Origin of the sequence: Streptomyces lanatus, from assembly GCF_014655715.1 — a bacterium.
In the GTDB taxonomy this organism is placed as follows: domain Bacteria; phylum Actinomycetota; class Actinomycetes; order Streptomycetales; family Streptomycetaceae; genus Streptomyces; species Streptomyces lanatus.
This window is the reverse complement of sequence record NZ_BNBM01000008.1, coordinates 297,942-316,067: the sequence shown is the minus strand read 5'-3', so window position 1 is coordinate 316,067 and position 18,126 is coordinate 297,942. Positions and strand designations below refer to the sequence as shown.

General features: G+C 73.0%; 11 protein-coding genes. 5 read left to right on the top strand and 6 right to left on the bottom strand.

Going from position 1 to position 18,126, the window contains the following annotated elements; translation table 11 throughout:
- Positions 1–50: 50 nt before the first annotated feature.
- Together IE325_RS23020 and IE325_RS23015 are read left to right on the top strand one after the other, a co-directional pair.
- Positions 51–464 carry a hypothetical protein gene (locus tag IE325_RS23020; RefSeq protein ID WP_190071896.1) on the top strand — a complete coding sequence of 138 codons (414 nt, stop codon included), beginning with the start codon at positions 51–53 and terminating at the stop codon, positions 462–464.
- The gene (locus IE325_RS23015; RefSeq protein WP_190071895.1) at positions 461–1,621 is read left to right on the top strand and encodes a sialidase family protein; all 1,161 of its coding nucleotides are present in this window, start codon (positions 461–463) and stop codon (positions 1,619–1,621) included. The genes IE325_RS23020 and IE325_RS23015 overlap by 4 nt, the downstream gene beginning before the upstream one ends.
- Here IE325_RS23015 and IE325_RS23010 read toward each other — a convergent pair.
- The 6 genes from IE325_RS23010 to IE325_RS22985 form a co-directional block, all read right to left on the bottom strand.
- Complete coding sequence (locus IE325_RS23010) at positions 1,596–2,744, bottom strand: PP2C family protein-serine/threonine phosphatase (protein WP_190071894.1); 1,149 nt, start codon at positions 2,742–2,744, stop codon at positions 1,596–1,598. The two genes, IE325_RS23015 and IE325_RS23010, sit on opposite strands and share 26 nt — an antisense overlap.
- Positions 2,741–4,882 carry an FUSC family protein gene (locus IE325_RS23005; RefSeq protein ID WP_190071893.1) on the bottom strand — a complete coding sequence of 714 codons (2,142 nt, stop codon included), beginning with the start codon at positions 4,880–4,882 and terminating at the stop codon, positions 2,741–2,743. The genes IE325_RS23010 and IE325_RS23005 overlap by 4 nt, the downstream gene beginning before the upstream one ends.
- Positions 4,879–5,838, bottom strand: a complete 960-nt coding sequence (locus IE325_RS23000; protein WP_190071892.1) for an MFS transporter — start codon at positions 5,836–5,838, stop codon at positions 4,879–4,881. The genes IE325_RS23005 and IE325_RS23000 overlap by 4 nt, the downstream gene beginning before the upstream one ends.
- A 123-nt stretch (positions 5,839–5,961) precedes the next feature.
- A complete protein-coding gene (locus IE325_RS22995; RefSeq protein ID WP_190071995.1) occupies positions 5,962–6,237 on the bottom strand; it encodes a DUF6355 family natural product biosynthesis protein in 276 nt (91 codons plus the stop codon).
- 210 nt (positions 6,238–6,447) lie between these two features.
- Positions 6,448–14,346: a type I polyketide synthase gene (locus IE325_RS22990; RefSeq protein ID WP_190071891.1), complete on the bottom strand. Its 7,899-nt coding sequence runs from the start codon at positions 14,344–14,346 to the stop codon at positions 6,448–6,450.
- 68 nt (positions 14,347–14,414) lie between these two features.
- The gene (locus IE325_RS22985; RefSeq protein ID WP_190071890.1) at positions 14,415–14,909 is read right to left on the bottom strand and encodes a PaaI family thioesterase; all 495 of its coding nucleotides are present in this window, start codon (positions 14,907–14,909) and stop codon (positions 14,415–14,417) included.
- 89 nt (positions 14,910–14,998) lie between these two features.
- Here IE325_RS22985 and IE325_RS22980 point away from each other — a divergent pair, with 89 nt between their 5' ends.
- The 3 genes from IE325_RS22980 (at position 14,999) to IE325_RS22970 (ending at position 18,100) form a co-directional block, all read left to right on the top strand.
- Positions 14,999–15,463 carry a winged helix-turn-helix transcriptional regulator gene (locus tag IE325_RS22980; protein ID WP_190071889.1) on the top strand — a complete coding sequence of 155 codons (465 nt, stop codon included), beginning with the start codon at positions 14,999–15,001 and terminating at the stop codon, positions 15,461–15,463.
- Between the two features lie 79 nt (positions 15,464–15,542).
- Positions 15,543–16,661: a PP2C family protein-serine/threonine phosphatase gene (locus IE325_RS22975; protein WP_190071888.1), complete on the top strand. Its 1,119-nt coding sequence runs from the start codon at positions 15,543–15,545 to the stop codon at positions 16,659–16,661.
- A 605-nt stretch (positions 16,662–17,266) separates the two neighbouring features.
- Entirely contained in the window at positions 17,267–18,100 is an 834-nt protein-coding gene (locus tag IE325_RS22970; protein WP_190071887.1) for an alpha/beta fold hydrolase, read from the top strand.
- Positions 18,101–18,126 lie beyond the last annotated feature (26 nt).

Sequence of the window (18,126 nt, the reverse complement as noted above, 5' to 3'; positions counted from 1 at the left end):
CCACGCCGGGCCGCTGCCCGCCCACAACCGCCGCGAGAAAACGACTGTCCATGACTCCGGCAGAGTTCACCGCCGCCCGGCGCGCCCGCGAGCAACTCCTCGCCCACTGGCGCCTGTTGGACGCGCCCGTGGCAATCTTGCCGCTGGTCGACACGTCGGCGCAGGCCGCCGAGGCCGTCGCCGCCGTCCGCTACCCGCCGCACTGTCGGCGCTCCTACGGCCCGATGCGCTCCTCGCTGCGGATCGGGCCCGACCCGGCCCTGGCCGACGCCTTCGAGGCCACGCTCGTCAGGGTCCGCGAGGCGGCGGCCGCCTCGGGCATCCACAACCCGGACGGCCCGAGCGCCACCAAGCGCCTCGCCAAGAGCATCACCTACGCCACCGTCTCCTGCGACCTGGTCCACCCGGAACAGACCGCCCGCCACCATCCGACCTCGGCCCGGACCCCTGGAGCGACGCCGTGACGCACCCACTCCTCGACGCCTACGCCCGCACGGACACCACCCTGCCCGCGCCGACCGTGCAGAGCCATGCCGCCAATCTCACGGTTCTGCCCGGCGGGGACGTCGGCTGTGTCTGGTTCGGTGGTACGCAGGAGGGCATGGCCGACATCTCCGTGTGGTTCTCGCGGCTGGCGCCCGGCGGCATGGTCTGGACGGACCCGGTCCGGCTGTCGGAGGACCCGACCCGCTCCGAGCAGAACCCCCTGCTCTTCCCGACGCCCTCCGGCGCCCTGTGGCTGCTGCACACCGCGCAGCGGGGCGGCGATCAGGACACCGCCGAGGTGCGGCTGCGCGTCAGTCATGACGGCGCGGGCAGCTGGGACGCGACCCGCACCCTGTTCCCGGCGACACCCGGCGACGGCGGCGTCTTCGTCCGCCAGCCCCCGGTGGTGCTGCCCACGGGCCGTCTCCTGCTGCCCGTCTTCCGCTGTGTGGTCACCCCGGGGGTGAAGTGGTCCGGCGACCTCGACACCAGCGCCGTGATGATCAGCGACGACGAGGGCGGGACGTGGCGCGAGGAGCCCGTGCCCGGCTCCACGGGGCTGGTCCATATGAACGTCCACCGGCTGCCCGACGGCTCACTGGTCGCCCTCTTCCGCAGCCGGCGCGCCGACCACGTACACCGTTCCGTGTCGCTGGACGACGGTGACACCTGGAGCGATCCGGAGCCGCTGGCCCTGCCCAACAACAACTCGTCGATCCAGTACGTCCCGCTGGCCGACGGCCGCCTGGCCCTCGTCTACAACCACAGCAGCGCCGCCGACGCCACGGCCCGCCGCGTCTCCCTGTACGACGAGATCGACGACTCCGGCGCTCTGGCCACCGGGGAGGAGGCGGGGGCGACCGCGGTGAAGCAGGCCCCGTCGGCCGCGTTCTGGGGCGCCCCCCGGGCCCCGCTCAGTCTCGCGCTGTCCTCGGACGCGGGCCGCACCTGGCCGCTGCGCGCCGACCTCGTCACCGGCGACGGCCACTGCCTCACCAACAACTCCCGCGACGGCGTCAACCGCGAGCTGTCGTACCCCTCGATCGTCCAGAGCCCGGACGGAGCCCTCCACATCGCCTACACCCACCACCGCAAGGTCATCCGCCACATCAGGCTCGGTCCGCGCGGGCGGTGATCCCTCGTCCGGGGGCGGCCAGGGTGAGCGCGAGGACGGCCCGGTCGTCGCTGTCGGACTCCGTCGCCGCCCAGCGTTCGGAGTCGGTCCGCACGAACGACACGACCGTCTCCGGGTCGGGTGCGCGCTCGCCGGTGAACCGTTCGCCGAGCCGTTCCTGGACCGGGTAGAAGACTCCGTCCGTGTCCCGGGCCTCGCTCACCCCGTCGGTGTGCAGGACGAGCACCTCCGAGGGCCGCAGCACATGCACGGTCGCCTCGACACCGTCCGGCGTCAGTGCGCCCAGGCCCAACGGCAGTCCGGGCGCGGTGGCCAGCCGCCGGGCGCCGTCCGGGCCGACCGCAAGCGGTGGGGGGTGGCCCCGGTCGACGACGCGTACCTCGCCGCCGTCCGCCGGGAACTCCAGCACCAGGGCGGTCACGAACAGTTCGGGGTCACCGGCGTCCCCGGCGGGGCTGTTGCGGGCGATGCTCAGTTCCAGCCGCTCGGCGAGGCTGCTCAGGCTCTCCCACTCGTGCGCCGAGACACGGAAGCTGCCCAGCACCGCCGCGACCGTCTGCACCGCGTCCAGCCCCTTGCCGCGGACGTCGCCGATGATCGCCCGTACGCCGAAGGGCGTCTCGCACACGTCGTAGAGATCCCCGCCGACGAGCGTGCCGCCCTCCCCCGCCTCGTAGAACGCGGCGGCGCGCACCGGGCCGAGCCTGCGCGGTACGGGCCGCAGCAGGGTTCGCTGCATGGCCTCCGCGACCGAGTTGGCCCGGATCAGATGCTGCCGGGTGCGTTCCCGTTGCCGGGCGAGCGCGACGCTGGCTATGCCGATGAGGGTCGTGGCGACGTAGACGGCGACATGGTGCTGCTCGTCGAAGTGGCCGGGGCGTCTGGCGGCCATCCACATCTGCAGCCCCAGGCACACCACGGCGGACATGGCGGTGCCGCGGGGGCCGCGTGTCGCGGCGGCCAGGGGCGGTACCGCGATGAGCATGAAGCTCACCGGTTCGCGGCCCCTGACGATGAACTCGGCGGCCAGGTCGACGACCACGGCGACCAGGGGCAGCCACCACACCCACCCGCGCAGTGGCGAGGGAGGCCGCAGTTCGGAGCGGAGGTCCCGGCCGGTCACGGCGCGTCCCGGCCGGCGGTCGGTGTGCCGCGCGGCGCCTCGGGCAGTCCGGCCTCGATCCGGGTGAGCTGGTGGCTCAGGCCGCGCAGCCACATGTCGAGGTCGACCAGCGTGGGCAGGGGCGGCCCGGCCGGCTCCCAGAGCGGCGGCGGCGCCGCGGGCGGACGCGATCGCCGTCCCCGGCACAGGGCGGCGAGCCGGTCGGTGGTCCCGGCGAGTGCGCGGGCGCCGGCCCGTGCCCGGTCCCCGGCGTCCGGGGGCACGGCGGCCGTGGGCAGGTCGAATCGGGGCAGCCATTGCGCGCCGAGCAGGATGTGGGAGGCCGTGATGAGTACGGCGTGCCAGTCGGCGCCGGCGGATGCGCCGCTGCCCGGTTCGCTGCGGAACTGGGCGTAGGCGGACTCGGCGAGGCGCAGCCGGTGCAGGGCGGGGAGCGTGGGCGGGGCGGGGACCGAGCCCGGGGGCGTGGCGGTCAGCAGGTCGACGGTGCCCTTGATCAGCGGGCCGCACTCCCCCAGCAGGCCTGCCATGGTTCTGTGGACCTCTCGGCGCGCCCCGGCGGGCCAGGCCAGCAGGCCGCACAGCAGGCCGATGGCGCTGCCGGTCATCACGTCCACGATCCGTGCCTCGGCCAGTTGCCAGGAGGCGGGGGCGATCTGGGCGAACGCGGTGGCCACCACGAGGGTGAACAGGCCCTGCGCCCAGGCGATGCCCAACAGCGGCCCGAGGGCGAAAGCGATCAGCATGGCCAGTGCGAGGATCGCGGCGTAGCCGTCGGTGTGCCGGCCGAGGCCGATGAGCAGGGCGCCCGCGGCGACGGCTCCCAGGAGGTTGCCGGTGACGGCCTGCCGGATGGCGCCCCAGGTCTCCCCGACGGTGGTCCGGCTCAGGGTCAGCACCGTCAGCAGCACCCAGAAGCCGTGCGTCAGGTCGAGCGATCCGGCGACGAGCCGTGCGACGGCGAGCGCCACGGCGATGCGTACGGCGTTCTGGAACTGCACCGAGCGCAGCGTCATGTTGCCGGTGATACGGCGCTCCCACAGCCGGGGCGTGGCGGCCCGGGTGTACCAGAAGAGTTCCCGGGGCTCGATCGGCGGGGTGCGCCGCCCGTCGAGGGCGACCCGGACGGAGATCTCCAGGATGCGCGTCGACTCGGCGACGGCCAGCAGTGCCGCCTGTCGCCGCAGCACCGGCACCGGCGGCACCCGGTCGGCGGCGCCAGTCACCTGCCGGACCCGCATCCGCTGGAAGTCGTCGATGGCCCGGTCCATCCGCTGCGGTCCGGGAGCGGCCCGGCCGGTGCGCAGGGCGGCGGCGGTCTCGTCGCACAGGGACATCACCTGCGGCAGCAGCGGTCCGGTGGCCGTGGCGGGGTGTCCCCCGGCGCCCCCGGCTCCCTCGCGGACGAGCGCGGGGAGTTCGCCGGTCTCGGTCAGACGGGCCAGCTGTTCGAGCAGCCGGCGGGCGGCGGCGCCCGCCTGGGCGAGGCCACGCACCGCGCGCCCCGGGCCCGCGGGGCGTTCGGCGGGCGGGATGTCGGACAGCCGCAGCCGCGCGCCGGCCTCCCGCAGCGCCTCGGGCGACAGGACGGTGCGCCCGGCGATGACGTCCCCCGCCGTCACCAGGGCGTCCGCGAGGGCCGTCCGGTAGGTGGGGCCGGCCGGCTGCGGCAGCAGGAACAGCTCGCACAGCGCCAGCAGCACCACGCCGAAGGTGAGCCCGGCCAGCCGTAGCCACAGGGTCTCGGGTTCGTACGGCGGGAAGCAGGCGAGGATGTAGAAGAGCTGGAGTCCAGGTGCCGCGGCGGCGGGGCGCGGGCCGGCGATCGCCGCGAAGGCGAGGCAGAAGCCCACGACGAGCATGCCGAGGACCGCCGCCCAGGTCCGCACGGCCAGGACGGTCCCGAGCGCGACCAGCAGCAGGCCCACGGGGAGTGCCTTGAGCATCACCTCGGCCCGCTGCCGGCCGGACCCGGGGATCGGGGAGAGCAGGCCGAGGGAGATCGGCGCGAACAGGGCGTACAGCGCGAGGACGGGTTCGTCGAGCCCGTACACGAAGGTGTAGAAGCCCACGGACGCGGCGAGCGTCACCCGCACCGACCGGTGCAGGATCAGGCTCCGCTCCGCCGTGGGCTTCACGGCAGGCGCCCGCCACCCGGTCCGAGCGGCGGGACCGTGCCAAGGGCCACGAGCCGATGGCGTACGGCGATGACGACGGCGGAGGCCGCGAGGATCACCGCACCCCCGAACCGCAGGATCGCGTCGTACGCGGCGTCGGTGCCGGTGACCAGGACGTAGGGCGTGTTGCGGAAGAGCCGGAGGTCGATGAGCGGATGCCGGGCGCGCCGCTCCCGCCGTACGAACAGCCACCCCGCCAGAGCGGCGACCGCCAGCAGAGTGAGGGTGCGGGCGTGGTCCCAGCCCCAGGCGCTGCCGCGCTCCACGGCGAGGGTGAGCGCCGCCAGGGCACAGACGACGGTGAGGCAGCCGATCAGATCGAGCTGGCGGGGCGCGTCCGGATCCCGCGAGTCGGGCACGCACCCGTAAGCCACGCACAATGACAGCAGGCTCAGTGGGGCGAGAAGCCAGAAGATCCAGCGCCAGCCGGGCCCCTCGGTGAAACCACCGCCGGCGAAGGGGCCCAGCGCGGTGCCCACATTGGCGATCCCGAACACCGCTCCCAGGGCACGCGCCCGGGTCGGGTCGGGGAAGGCGTTGCTGATCACGGCGACGGACACCGGGAAGACGAACCCGGCCCCGACGCCCTGCACGATCCGTGCCCCCACGAGCGCCCACAGGTCAGGCGCGAGCGCACAGCCCACGGACCCGGCCACGAACAGCGCCGTCCCGCCCAGCAGCACGCCGCGGCGACCGAAGACATCACCGACCCGGCCGCCGACGATGAAGCAGCAACCGATCGCCAGCATGTACGCGGACAGCGTCCACTGTGCGGCCGAAGCGGTGACGTCGAATTCGTCGGCGATGCCGGGGACGGCCAGGTTCAGCGCGAAGAAGTCGAGCTGGATGCAGAACAGGGCGACCGCCACCGCGACGAAGGCACCCGTCCGCACGGCCTTCGAAGACTCAGCGCCCATGAGCACGTTCCTCTCGGGCCGACACCTCCGCGGCGTCCAGGCCGGGCCGGACATGCGATCCACTGCCCATTGTCGGCCGACCCCAGGGGGACCGCAGCCCGACCCCCCGGGGGTTACCGGTTGTCAGCAGGTACGGCCGACGTAGTGGGCGCCCTGGATCTTGCCGGCGGAGCCCAGCCAGGTGGTGCCGGGCCCGACGCACCGTTCGTAGTCGGCGGCGTAGGCGACGCGCACCTTGATGACCACGCGCGAGCCGTCCGAGGTGCAGTGGTTGTAGAAGGCGTCGGAGCCGGTCTCGTAGAAACCGCACGGGTCGGCTGCCGCGGGGATCGCCTGGGCGGTCACCGCGCCGAGGGACGTGAGCACGAGAGCGACGGAAGCGAGAACGCCGGTCACCATACGACGAGGACTCAAGGGGAACTCCTTGACCAGTGGAGGCGACGGGGCCGAGGACCCGCGCCTGCCCATCAGTTGGATACGCGCACCAGGATCGCGGCGCGCCCCGTCACGAATGATCGGATGCCGCCGCGTTCACCTGCCGAATCGTTCTGCCGATCCGTCGATGGGATGGTCTTGAACCGGTTCGCGGGTCCGGCCGGACGGGACCGGTTATGCCCGTGCGTCGATCCAGGCGCGGATCGCCGACACGGTCGTCCCCGCGTGTTCGCGCATCATCGTCAGATGGTCGCCGGGGACGTCCACGACGTCGTGCGCCGATGGCCAGGACGTGCGCCAGTCGTCCGCGTCCGCGGAGGCCGCCATCGCGGGTGTGGGGCGCAGTGCGCGCACCAGGAGCGTGGGGGTGGTGACCGGCTCGGGGTTCCAGTCGAGGAAGATCCGGTTGTAGGCGCCCATCGCGGCCAGGGCGGTGTCGTCGTCCCCGGTGAGGACGGGTTGTCCGGCGTCCGGGCGAGGCGGGGCGGCCAGGGACAGCAGCCAGTCCTCGGCACTGTTGTCCGGCGTGATGTGGTACGTGTCCAGCAGCACCAGGCCAGACGGTGCCCTGCCCATGCACTCCAGTTCATGGGTCACGAGGTGCGCGACATTGCCGCCCGCGGAGCGTCCTACGACCACGAAAGGCCCGTCCCCGACCTGCCGCAGCACGCTCTCGGCATGCGTGCGCGCCAGCGCGGCGCGGTCCTCGGGCACGGCGGGGCCGGCGCCGATGCCGGGGTGCGGGAACTCCAGGACGTCCAGGTCGTCCTGGAAGGCGCGGTGGAAGGACGGGAAGTCGGCCGAGGCCAGCGAAGGGTGGTAGGCGGGGAAGTAGACGACCGTCGGCCTGCCGGAGCCGGGGCTGTCGCCGTGGGAGCGGCGCAGTGGCGGCAGGGCGTGCGCACGGCCTTGGGCGGCTGTGAAGGTGGGCAGTGCCAGGGACGCGGTGACGAGCAGGTGCATGGCCGCGACCGGGTGTCCGCCGGCGCTGACCGTCCGGAACAGCGCGGAGAGGGTGTGTGCGGGCCGCTCGTCGGGGGCGGGCTCGGCGTCCGGTTCGTCGCCCGGTTCGTCGTCCGGTTCGTCCTCCAGGAGCGCGAGCAGATGGCGGGCGAGATCCTCGGCCGTACGGTGCTCGAACACCACGGCCGCGGGGAGCCGGAGACCCAGCGCCGTACTGAGCGCGTTGCGGATCTGCACGGCGGTGAGGGAGTCGAATCCCAGGTCGGCGAGGGCCTTGCCGGCCGGGAGCGCGCCGGCGTCCGGGTAACCGAGCACCGCCGCCACATCGGCGCGCAGCAGCTCCACGAGGACCGCCTCACGCTCGGGCGGGGATATGGGGGCCAGCCTCCTGCGCCAGGCCCCCGGCTCCGGAGGCTGCCCCGGCGGGCCCGATGCCGTCGTCGCGGCGGCCGGCCGGTGCCGGCGTACGAGTCCTCGCAACGGCGGCGGCAGCTGCCCCGCGTCGGACCGCAGCGCCTCCCGGTCCAGCAGGATCGGCGCCAGGACCGGTGCCGTCGCACGCAGCGCGGCGTCGAACAGCGCCAGGCCCTGCCCGGTGGTCAGCGGCACGAGCAAGTCACGTGCCTGTGGCCGCTGTCGGGGCAGTTCCGCGGCCATGCCGTCGCCGTGCTCCCACGGCCCCCAGGCCAGCGAGAGCGCCGGCAGTCCTTCGGCGGCGCGGCGATGGGCGAGGGCGTCGAGGAAGGAGTTCGCGGCGGCGTAGTTGCCCTGTCCCGCCCGGCCCAGCAGACCGGAGACCGACGAGAACACGACGAACGCCGAGAGGCCCATGCCCCGGGTCAGTTCATGCAGATGCCAGGCAGCGTCGGCCTTAGGCCGCAGCACGGCCGCGATCCGCTCGGGGGTCATCGCGTCCAGCACACCGTCGTCGAGGACCCCGGCGGCGTGCACCACGGCGGTCAGCGGCGGCTCGCAGCCCTCGACCAACGCGGCCAGCGCGGCACGGTCACCCACGTCACAAGCGACGATGCCGACCCGGGCACCCAACTCCTCCAGATCGCGGCGCAGTTCCCTGGCTCCGGGTGCCCGGTCCCCGCGGCGTCCGGTCAGCAGCAGATCCCGTACGCCGTGTTCGGTGACCAGGTGACGGGCCAGCTCAGCGCCGAGCGCGCCGGTGCCTCCGGTGATCAGTACTGTGCCGTCCGCGGCAAAGGAGGACTGCGTGCCAGTGGCGTCGGCGGCCGTCGTCAGGCGCGGCACCGTCACCTGCCCGTCCCGCAATCGGAGTTGCGGTTCACCGGAGGCTACGGCCGCCGGCAGCAGCCGCAGCGACTCGGGCCGCCCGTCCACGTCCACCAGGACGACACGGCCCGGCAGCTCGGACTGCGCCGCACGGACCAGTCCCCAGACCGCCGCGCCCGCCAGGTCCGGCACCGGCCCGGTGGCGTCCCGCGTCACCACGACCAGCCGTGCGCCGGCCGTGCCCGGATCGTCCTGCCAGTCCTGGAGCGTCTTGAGCACCCTGCCGGTCGACTCGTGCACGGCGGGCAGCGGACCGGAGTCGTCCGCACCGGCGATCGCCGTGACGGCGACGAACTCCGGGTCCACTCCGCCCGGCAGGAACCCGGCGAGGTTCAGCTCGTCCGGCCCGCGCACCGCCCAGGCGGGCGCGTGGGCGTCGCCGGCGGGGAGTTCGAGGGCCGTCCATTCCGGGCGCAGGAGTGCCTTTCGAATGAGGTCGCCCCCCACACCCACCGTCAACTCGGCCCAGTCAGCGCGGAGTTCCCTCGTCGTCAGCGACTCGACGCGCGCCACGAGTCGGCCGGACAGGTCGGCCAGGGTCAGCGAGAGTGTGTCCGTCCCCGTCGACGTCACCGCGACCCGCAACTCCGTGGCGCCCGAGGCGTACAGGCTCACCCCGCTCCACTCGAAGGGCACCCGCACCACGCCCGTGTCGGCGGGCCGGGCCAGCAGTGGTGCGTGCAACGCGGCGTCGAACAGGGCCGGGTGGAGTCCGTAGCGATCCGCCTCCGAGATGAGCGCCGCGGGCAGCCTGACCTCGGCGAAGACGTCGTCACCGCGCCGCCGGACGGCACCGACCCCCTGGAACGCGGGCCCATAGCCGAGCCCGGCGTCCGCGAGGGCGGCGTACGCGTCGGTGAGATCCACCTCCTCGGCGCCCTGGGGCGGCCACGGCATCGGCTCACCGTGCGCGGCATGTTCGCGCAGCAGCCGACCGGAGGCGTTCCGGGTCCAGGGGACGGTGTCCTCGGCCCCCTCCGGCCGGGAGTAGATGTCGACCGACCGCGTCCCCGAGTCGTCCGGCGCGCCCACCACGACCTGCACCCGCACACCCGCGGAACCGGGCAGGGCGAGCGGCGTCGGCATCACGAGTTCGTCGACGGTGCCGCAGCCCACCTCGTCGCCCGCCCGCACGGCCATCTCCACGAACACCGTCGCCGGCACGACGACCCTCCCGGCGACGACATGGTCCGCGATCCAGGGCCGGTTCGCGACGGACAACAGCCCCGTCAGCACCGTCCGCCCGGTGTCCGGCACCGGGAACGCCGGGCTCAGCAGCGGCCCGGCATCGGCGGCCGCCACGGGCGACGCGTCCAGCCAGTACCGCTGCCGTTGGAAGGCGTACGTCGGCAGCTCCACGCGCCGGGCGCCGGGCGCCGCGTACACCGCCGCCCAGTCGACACCGACGCCGGCCACCCGCAGCCGTGCCAGGGCCGACAGGAGCGTCTCCGGTTCGTACGCGCCTCCGCCCGCGGCGACGGCGAGCACAGATCCGTTCAGACAGTCGGTGGCCGCGGCGGTGAGCGCGGGTCCGGGGCCGAGCTCCAGGCAGGCCGAGATCCCGTCGTCCACGAGGCGGCGTACCGCGTCGGCGAAGCGCACGGGGAGCCGGGCGTGCCGCACCCAGTACTCCGGCAAGGAGAGTTCGGAAGGTCGGCCCGTCACCGTCGAAATGATCGGGATGCGCGGCTCCCGGAAGGTCAACTCCCTTGCCACATCCAAGAATTCGCCGAGCATCGGTTCCATCAGGGGCGAGTGAAAGGCGTGACTCACCCGCAGCCGTACGGCCCTGCGGCCGCGCGCCTCGAACCCGGCCGCCACCGCGAGCACCGCATCCCGGGCGCCCGAGATCACCACCGAGCGGGGCCCGTTGACGGCTGCGACGGCCACACCGTCCAACCCCTCGATGGCGGCGACGACTTCATCCTCGGCCGCGTCCACCGCCACCATGGCGCCGCCCTCGGGAAGCCCCCGCATCAGTCGGCCACGGGCGGCGACGAGCGTGGCCGCATCGGATAGATCGAGCACACCGGCGACATGCGCGGCCGCCAACTCACCCACGGAATGGCCCACCAGGCGGTCGGCTCGCACGCCCCACGACTCCAGCAGCCGGAACAGCGCCACCTCGAAGGCGAACAGTCCGGCCTGCGCGAAGTCCGTACGGTCCACCAGGGCCGCTTCCGGTGAGCCCGGCTCGGCGGACAGCACCGTACTCAGCGGCTGTGGGAGACGGTCGTCGAGATACCGGCACACCTCGTCGAAGGCTTTGGCGAAGACCGGGAAGGTCGCGCACAGTTCGGCGCCCATCCGGGGGCGTTGGGCGCCCTGCCCGGTGAAGAGGAAGGCCGTACGGATCCCGGGGTCCGCCAGTCCTCGTACGACTCCGGTCGCGTCCCGGCCCCGCGCGAGTGCGCCGAGCGCGTCCAGCATCCGTGTGCGGTCGTCCGCCGGCACCAGCGCCCGGTGGGTGAGGGCGGACCGCGACACCGCGAGGGAGTGGGCGAGGTCGGCGGGTGTCAGATCGGGCCGTCGCGCCGCGTGGGCCGCGAGCCGTGACGCCTGCGCGCGCAGGGCGGTCTCGTCGGCGGCGGAGAGCAGCAAGGGGAGGGGTGTGGCCTGCTCCTGGGAGACGGCCCTCTCCGTGCCCGGCGGCTCCTCCAGGATCACATGGGCGTTGGTCCCGCCGATCCCGAAGGCGGAGACGCCGGCACGTCGTGGCCGGTCCGAGGCGGCGGGCCAGGGCCGGGGCGAGGTCAGCAGTTCCACGCGGCCCGCCGACCAGTCGACGTGCGGTGTCGGAGAGTCGGCGTGCAGGGTCCGGGGTAGCTCACCGTGCCGCATGGCCTGCACCATCTTGATGACACCGGCGACCCCGGCCGCCGCCTGGGTGTGCCCGAGGTTGGACTTGACCGACCCGAGCCACAGTGGCCGCTCGCGGTCCTGTCCGTAGGTGGCGAGGAGGGCCTGTGCCTCGATGGGGTCGCCGAGCCGGGTGCCCGTGCCGTGCGCCTCGACCGCGTCCACGTCGGCGGCGCCGAGTCCCGCGTCCGCCAGTGCCTGGGTGATGAGCCGCTGCTGGGCGGGTCCGTGGGGCGCGGTGAGGCCGTTGGACGCACCGTCGGAGTTGACGGCGGAGCCGCGGAGCACGGCGAGGACCGGGTGGCCGTTGCGTCGCGCGTCGGACAGCCGCTCCAGCAGGACCAGGCCCACGCCCTCGCCCCAGGCCGTGCCGTCGGCCGCCGCCGAGAACGACTTGCAGCGCCCGTCCGGCGCCAGACCGCGTTGCCTGCTGAACGCGAGGAACGGCTTGGGCGTCGCCATCACCGTGACCCCGCCGGCCAGCGCCAGCGAGCACTCGCCCGAGCGCAGCGCCCGCGCCGCCCAGTGCAGCGCGACGAGCGAGGACGAGCACGCGGTGTCGACGGTGATCGCGGGGCCGCGCAGCCCGTAGGCGTACGAGATCCGTCCGGAGGCCACGCTGCCCGCCGAGCCGAGGCCCAGGTGCGCCTCCAGTTCGTGGACGTGGGTGAAGCGGTGGGCGTAGTCGGCGTACATCACGCCGACGAACACTCCGGTGTCGCTCTCGCGCAGCGAGGCCTGGTCGATTCCGGCCCGCTCCCACACCTCCCAGGAGGTCTCCAGTAGCAGCCGCTGCTGCGGGTCCATCGCGAGCGCCTCGCGCGGCGAGATCCCGAACAGTCCGGCGTCGAACTCCGCCGCCCGGTGCAGGAATCCGCCATGCCGGGTGTACGAGGTGCCGATGCGGTCGGGATCGGGGTCGTAGAGGGCGTCCAGGTCCCAGCCTCGGTCGGTCGGGAACTCCGAGACGGCGTCCCGGCCCTGTGCCACCAACTCCCATAGGTCTTCGGGTGAGTTGACGTCGCCCGGGTACCGGCAGCCCATGGCGACGATCACGACGGGATCGTCCTCGTGGGCGGCCCGGCCCTGTCCGCCGGACGGGTTCGGGCGCCTGCCGGGCTCGTCCTCGAAGAGTGCAGCGCGTAGGTGGCGGGCCACCTCGGCGGGGGTCGGGTGGTCGAAGACCAGCGTCGTCGGCAGGCTCAGTCCGGTCAGCGCGCCTAGTCGATCCACCAGCTCGACCACGCCTACGGACGTCATGCCGAGTTCGGCGAACGGACTGGCCGGGTCAGGGAGTTCGGGCGAGGCCTGCCCGCAGACCTCGGCCGTCTCGACGAGCACCGTCTCGCGTATCGCGCGCTCCTGGTCGTCGCGGGAGAGGGAGCGGAGGCGCTCGCGCAGAGCGGCCGGGGCAGGGGCGTCCGCCACCGGGGCGGGGACGACGAGCCGATGCCGGGCGATCTTCCCGCTCGCCGTGCGCGGGACGGCGGCGATCTCGCGGATCTCGGCCGGCACCTTGTAACCGGCCAGCCGGGTACGGCACTCGGCGAGCACCCGCCGTGCGTCGATCCCGTCCGGGCCCGGTACGACGCAGGCGACCGGTACCTCGCCGAGCACGTCGTGCGGCACGCCCACGACCACGGCGTCGGACACACCGGGGCACTGGGACAGGACCTGTTCGATCTCGGTGGGGTGGATGTTCTCGCCACCGCGGATGATCAGCTCGCTGACCCGGCCGGTGAGCCGCAGATGGCCGTACTCGACGCGGCGGCCGAGGTCGCCGGTGCGGTACCAGCCGTCCCGCAGCGCGGCGGCCGTCGCCTCGGGCTGCCCGTGGTACCCGGTCATCAGCCCCGGCGAACGCACCCAGACCTCGCCCTCGGCGCCGTCCCGCACATCCTCGCCGCCGCGCGGTTCGACGATCCGTACGTCCACGCCGGGCACGGGCGGTCCGCAGGAGCCGTCGACCCTGGGTCCCTCGGGACGGTTGGTCGCGATCATGCCGCAGGTCTCGGTGCTGCCGTACGCGTCGAGCAGCGGCGCCCCGAGGGACTCCTCGACGGCTGTGCGCAGCGCGGGACCGCTCGGCGCACCGGCGACCAGGCACATCCGCGGCCCTTGCGGCGGGGTGCTGCCGGACGATTCGACCAGCCGGTGATACGTCGCGGGCACACCGGCCAGCAGGGTGATGGGCCCGCCGAGCTCCGCGTGGTCGGCGTCCAGTTCCTGCCGCAGTCCGCCCGGCGGCAGCAGCTCACCGGCGATCCGGGCGGTCGCGCCCACCGCGGTCACGCCGAGGATGGCCAGGGAGTGGCTGAAGCTGTGGAACAGCGGAAGCGGCCAGAGCAGCCGGTCGTCGGGCGAGAGGCCGAGTATCGGGGCGTAGCAGGCGGCCGTCGACCACAGCGCGGCCCGCTGGGTGGACAGGACGCCTTTGGGCCGGTGGGTGGTGCCGGAGGTGTACAGCATCCAGGCCGGGTCGTCGAGTCCGAGTACGTCGATCTCGGCGGTGCCGTCCCCCTCGGCCGCGCGCTGGAACCGCTCATCGGTGACCAGGGCGCCCATGTCGTCGTACGGCGGTCCCAGGCGCCGTAGTTGTGCGAGGTGCGCGGCGTCGGTGATGACGTACGCGGCGCCGCTGTCCTGAAGGAAGTGCGCGAGCTCGGCGTCGGCGGACCGGGGATCGAGGGGGACGCCGACCAGTCCCGCCCGCAGCACGGCGAGGCAACTCTCCACCGTCTCCACGCGGTTGCCGAGGCAGATCGCGACGCGGTCGCCGCGGCGAAGTCCCGTCCGTGTGAGATGCCCGGCCAGCGCGCGGGTGCGGCGCTCCAGTTCGGCGTAGGTGACACTGCGCGAGGCGTCGGAGTAGGCGACCCGCGACGGGGCCCGCTCGGCGTGCTCCTTCAACAGCTCCGGCAGCGGCCGGATCAGCCCCTCGCGCCCCATGGTCCGCCTTCCAAGTCCCCGGCAGTGCAACGCTGTTGAGCCTACGCGGGGCGGATCGGACCGGCGGGTCAGCGCGCCGGGACGGGGAAGAGCATGCAGCTGCTGGTGGCGTGGGCGAGCAGACGGTCCTCGGAGTCGAGCAGGTCGGCCTGGGCCAGGGCGGTGCGGCGGCCGTGATTGAGGACGGTGCCGACGGCACGGACCTTGCCGGTGTCGACGGTGATCGGACGCAGGAACTTCACGGTCAGATCGAGCGAGGTGTATCCCATGCCGGCCGACAGCACGGACTGCACGGCGCAGCCGGCGGCCGAGTCGAGGAGGGTGGCGTAGACGCCGCCGTGGACGCTGCCGATGGGGTTGTAGTGCTCCTCCCCCGGCTCCAGGGCGAAGACGGCATGGCCGAAGTCGACCTGCTCCAGGGTGAATCGCAGGGTCGCGGCGATGGGCGGCGCGGGCAGGCGTCCGCTCAGCACGGCGCGCAGGAAGTCGAGGCCGCTCCCCTGGCCAACATCGGCCGCGGAGATGCTCGGATCCTGCCACTCGTACGTCCGTGACCTCGTCATACGTCTTTCCTCCCCGTCTGGCTTCAGTAATCGAAGTTAGCCGGGCCCAGACCTGGCTGTCAATGGCGAAGCCAGCCTACGATGGCGGTATGACCTGGCTGGAGACGAGCACCGAGAACTGCACGGTGCAGCGCACCCTCGATCTGATCGGTGAGAAGTGGTCGCTGCTGGTGTTGCGCGACGCCATGAACGGCGTGCGCCGCTTCGACGACTTCCGCCGGCATGTGGGTCTGTCGGAGGCGGTGCTGTCGGACCGGCTGCGCAAACTGGTCGCCGCCGGGGTCCTGGACACCGTCCCGTACCGCGAGCCGGGCCACCGCACCCGCCACGAGTACCGGCTCTCCCGCAAGGGCTGGGACCTGTGGCCGGTGATGCTCGCCCTCAAGCAGTGGGGCGACCGGTATACGGCGGACCCGGAGGGGCCCCCTCTGGAGGTGCGGCACCGGGACTGCGGTGAACCGCTGGAGACGGTCGTCGTCTGCACGGGCGGCCACGGACCTCTCACTCCCCGGGAGGCCTACACACGGCCCGGCACCGCGGCGCACGCCATGTGACCGTACGACGGGGTGTACCTGTGTGAGGCTGTGGCGCCGCCACCACGGACACGGACCGCCGCTGGTGTATCCAGAACATATGGTTTCTGGACGCCTCGAAGATCGTCGTTGGTCTCAGGAGCCACGTCACGCGCTGCTGGCCGTGTCGATCACGATGATCGTGGTCGTCACAGTGGTCGACATCCTGGCTCCGTCCAACGTCCACCTCGGCCCGTTCCTGGTGGCCGCGCCCGCCGTCACCGCGTCGTTCGCAGGACCGCGGACCACCGCCTGCGTGGGTGCGCTGGCAGTGCTGGCCCAGGCCGTGGTGGCGACGGTGCGCACCACCCTCATCGATCTGAACCACTCGTTCCAGCTGATCACGCTGATCCTGATGTCGGCGTTCGCGACCGTCTTCGCCGCCTGGCGGGAGCGCCATGAGAGGGAGCTGAAGCAGCTGCGGTCGGTGGCGACGACCGCGCAGGAGGTGGTGCTCAAGCCGCTCCCCCAGCGGGTCGGTCCGCTGCGGATCGCGTCGGTCTATCTGGCCGCCGAGTCCGAGGCTCAGATCGGCGGCGATCTCTATGCCGCCGCCCGTACGGAGCGGGCGACCCGGATCGTCATCGGCGATGTCCGGGGCAAGGGCCTGGAGGCGGTCGGTGACGCCGCCCTGCTGCTGGGCGCCTTCCGGGGCGCGGCCCACCGGCAGGCCGACCTTCCGGCGCTCATGGCCTTCCTGGAGGGAACCGTGTCCTCGGACCTGGACGACCCGTCGGCTCTGGACGCCGCGGCCGAGGATCGCGGCGAGGCTTTCATCACCGCCGCCGCGCTGGACATCCCGGACGACGAACTGGTCCTTCACCTGGTCAACTGCGGGCATCCGCCGCCCCTGCTGCTGCGGCACGGCGAGGTCGGCCCCCTCGAAGTGCGCCACCCGGCACCGCCCCTGGGTCTCACCGAGTTCGTGGAGAGCGAGCTGTCCGAGGAGGAGTTCGCCTTCGAGGACGGCGACATCGTCCTTCTCTACACGGACGGTGTCATCGAGGCCCGCGACCACGAGGGCACCTTCTACCCGCTCGCGGAACGTGTGGCCGGGAGGGCCGGGAAGGGTCCCGACGCCCTCCTGGCTCACCTGTGCAAGGACCTGATGCGGCATGCCGGCGGACATCTGGGGGACGATGCCGCGATGGTGGCGATCGAGCGCATGCCCCGGCAGTGAGCCCGCCTCCCCCCCCATCAGGGCGACCGGAACGGCAGGTCTGCCTCCGTGCGGCCGAGGACGAGTCTTCGGGTCCCAGAAGGTGATCCGGTGCGGGAAGTGGGTGTCGGCGGTCGCGATCACACCGTCCGCGTCCGCGGTGATCGCCTGCGCCGCGTAGCCGACACGGGCGAGGGTCTGCTCCGAGCCGTCCGTCCTGAGCCGTAACGCACGTCCGTCGGGCCGGCCCCCGACGACGAGATAGACGAGACCGTCCCGGCCGAACCCCATGCGCAGAGCCGGTACGTCGAAGACGGGATGGCACCTGGACACGACCTGCTCGATCGTCCGCACGCCCACGCTCACGGTCGTTCTCCCCCTGAGACCGGACCACGCCCCCTCGTGACGTGCCACGGCACCCGCCGTATCCGTGGCTGACGCGGGCATGGCCAAGCAGCACGGCGCGCACCCGCCGAACGAAATCGCCTCGCCGGGCGAATCACCGAACTCCCGCCCGAGCCACGGCGATTGCGCCTCCTCGACACCCCGGTGTTCCACCGCTCCCCAGCCGCCCACCGTCCGTCTCTGCCACAATTCGATCACCCACGATCAGAGGACGGACACCGTTGACTGACTGGAAGCTGAGCAAGACCTACGACAGCACGGCAGGCGAAGTCCGCTGGGACCGTTTCGGGGAGACCGGCAGGGATCCCGTCGTCCTGCTGCACGGCACACCCTTCTCCTCCTACGTCTGGCGCGGCATCGCCCGCTCACTCGCGCACCATCACCAGGTGTTCGTATGGGACATGCCCGGCTACGGCGCTTCGGCGAAGGCCGAGGGCCAGGACGTCTCCCTCGCCGCCCAGGGCCGGGTCTTCACCGAGCTCCTGACCCACTGGGGGCTGACCGAACCGGCCGTGATCGCCCACGACTTCGGCGGCGCCGTAGCCCTGCGGGCGCACCTGCTGCACGACGCCCGATACCGCAAGCTGACCGTCGTCGACCCGGTGGCCCTCGCGCCCTGGGGGTCCCCGTTCTTCCGCCTGGTCGGCCGGCACTCCGCCGTGTTCGATCAGCTTCCGCCGGCGCTGCATCGCGCCCTGGTGCGCGAGTACGTGACTTCGGCGAGCAGCCCCGGACTGCACCCGGTGACCCTCGACCGGCTCGTCGAGCCATGGCTGGGCGACGACGGCCAGCCGGCGTTCTACCGGCAGATCGCACAGGCCGACCAGCGCTACACCGACGAGATCCAGGAGCGGTACGGCACGATCGACATCCCTGTCCTGGTCTGCTGGGGCACCGACGACGCCTGGATCCCCGTGGCCAAGGCCCATGAACTCGCCTCCCTCATCCCCGGCGCACAGCTTCGGCTCATCCCCGGGGCCGGACATCTGGTCCAGGAGGACAATCCGGCCGAACTCTTGGCGGCGCTCGTCGCTTTCCTCCACGACCTCGACTGACGGGAATGCCGGCGAAGGCTCCACGG

Coding starts and splice junctions, on each gene's coding strand:
- IE325_RS23020 (WP_190071896.1), top strand. CDS start 51: ATGACTCCGGCAGAGTTCACCGCCGCCCGGCGCGCCCGCGAGCAACTC.
- IE325_RS23000 (WP_190071892.1), bottom strand. CDS start 5,838: ATGGGCGCTGAGTCTTCGAAGGCCGTGCGGACGGGTGCCTTCGTCGCG.
- IE325_RS22995 (WP_190071995.1), bottom strand. CDS start 6,237: ATGGTGACCGGCGTTCTCGCTTCCGTCGCTCTCGTGCTCACGTCCCTC.
- IE325_RS22990 (WP_190071891.1), bottom strand. CDS start 14,346: ATGGGGCGCGAGGGGCTGATCCGGCCGCTGCCGGAGCTGTTGAAGGAG.
- IE325_RS22985 (WP_190071890.1), bottom strand. CDS start 14,909: ATGACGAGGTCACGGACGTACGAGTGGCAGGATCCGAGCATCTCCGCG.
- IE325_RS22980 (WP_190071889.1), top strand. CDS start 14,999: ATGACCTGGCTGGAGACGAGCACCGAGAACTGCACGGTGCAGCGCACC.
- IE325_RS22975 (WP_190071888.1), top strand. CDS start 15,543: ATGGTTTCTGGACGCCTCGAAGATCGTCGTTGGTCTCAGGAGCCACGT.